The sequence below is a fragment of the Kitasatospora sp. NPDC127067 genome (assembly GCF_042724755.1).
Lineage (GTDB): Bacteria > Actinomycetota > Actinomycetes > Streptomycetales > Streptomycetaceae > Kitasatospora > Kitasatospora lactacystinica.
The window spans coordinates 1-1,667 of sequence record NZ_JBHXEM010000296.1 but is presented as its reverse complement, the minus strand read 5'-3'; the positions used below and the strand labels follow the sequence as shown (position 1 = coordinate 1,667).

The following is a 1,667-nucleotide window of genomic DNA, read 5'->3' as shown; positions in this document are numbered from 1 at the left end:
AGCTTCACGTTGGGGTACGGGGCCGGGCCGGGGTGGACGAAGTCCTCGACGGCCACCGGCGCGGCCGAGTTGTCCGCCGGGGTGCCGTCGGCGGACGCGATCGCCGTGACGCCGAGCGTGGCGGCCGCGGCGACGGCGCCGCCAACGAGCCAGCGGGACATGCGCTTTGACATGCCTAATCCTTTTCGTTCATCTCGCGTTGCCCTGATGGGCAGATCTTCGGAATCGGGTGACCGGCCTGAATGGTGGGCGAAACAGCCGAGCGTGGCGCGACGTCATTGTCGGTGCGAATGACATGAATTGACTGCGCCACAGATGTCGGAGCCGCAGGCGGAATCCGGCCCATCGAACCAGACGGGCCGGTGCCCGGACAACCACTTTCGGCGACTGGCCAGGCAAGATGTCACGCTTTCAAGGTCATTGGGTGCTTGTTGGTGATGCGGTTGTATTTGCTTGGCTATGCTCGCCGTCGGGTGATTCATTGCGCTCGCTTTGCCCGGCAACTCCCAGAATTCGTGGACGCTCTGATGAGACGTCATTTATCGTGGCTCCGCCCGCGGCCGGGATACGGCCGACGTCGACACTGGAGGTTTCCCGTGCGCCAATCGATATCCCGCTCACGACGGCGAGGGAGGGGAGGGCCGCCGCTGCTGGGCAGGCTCTCCCTGGGGCTGTTGCCGCTCGCGCTCACAGCGGGGCTGGTGGGGGCCGCGGGTCCGAGCGCCGCCGCCACCGGGCCGGCCATCGGACAGGTCCAGCCGAGCGACCGCGAGCGTGCGGTGCAGGCGTGGCTCAACGGCGGCCCCCGGCTCCACGCGCTCGCGGAGGCCGCGCTCGCGGGCTCCGACCAGGACGTGAAGCGGTTCGTCGAGAACGAGCTCGCCGGGGCGCAGAGTGCGGACGACCTGCTCGCTGCCACGCAGATCTCCAGTGTGGGCGGGCCGAAGGTCCGCGAGGCCGCGGACAAGGCCATCGACGGGACGGCCGCGGATCGGCGTGCCTTCCTGGAGGGCGGCTGGCAGGCGGCGCTCGACGCGGACCGGCGGCTGTGGATCACCCGGATCACCGACCCCGCGATGGGTGCCGGGCGGAATCTCCAGGCGGCGGGTGATGCCGCGCTGCGCAGCAACACCAGTGACGACCTGCAGAAGTTCCTGACGGAGGCCCAGTTCACCGCGAAGGACAGCGACGACCGGGTCAAGCTGGTCCAGATCCTGAGCTCCGGTGGCCCCAACGTCCAGGCGGCGGCGCGGATCGCGCTGAACGGGTCGATCCAGGACGTGCGCGACTTCCTCGCGACCGGCCAGTACATCGCGCAGAGCCGTGACCAGGAGCGCGCGAGCATCGCGCAGCTGGCGCAGCAGGCGAAGGACGCGAGCGCGCAGGCGGCCCAGGAGACGGCCGCGGCGATCGAGGCCAAGGACCAGGCGGTCCACAACTCGGAGCTGGCCAAGGCGGATGCCGCGCGGGCGGCTATCGAGACGCAGCAGGCCGGCAGTGACACGGCCAAGGCCACGGAGGCGGCGAACAGGGCCGCCGGCGCGGCCGACCGGGCGGGTGCGGCGGCGCAGACGGCGCTGACCGCCGCGCGTGCGGCCAACGCCTCGGCGCGCGCCGCCGCCGTCGCGGCGTCGAACGCGGCGGCGGCCGCGGCGGGTGCCCAGCGG

At 71.3% G+C, this 1,667-nt stretch carries 1 protein-coding gene; it reads left to right on the top strand.

From position 1 onward, the window contains the following. Positions 1-674: 674 nt before the first annotated feature. On the top strand, positions 675-1,667 hold a 993-nt coding region (locus ACFWJ4_RS41540; protein ID WP_380554663.1), incomplete at its 3' end, for an ALF repeat-containing protein.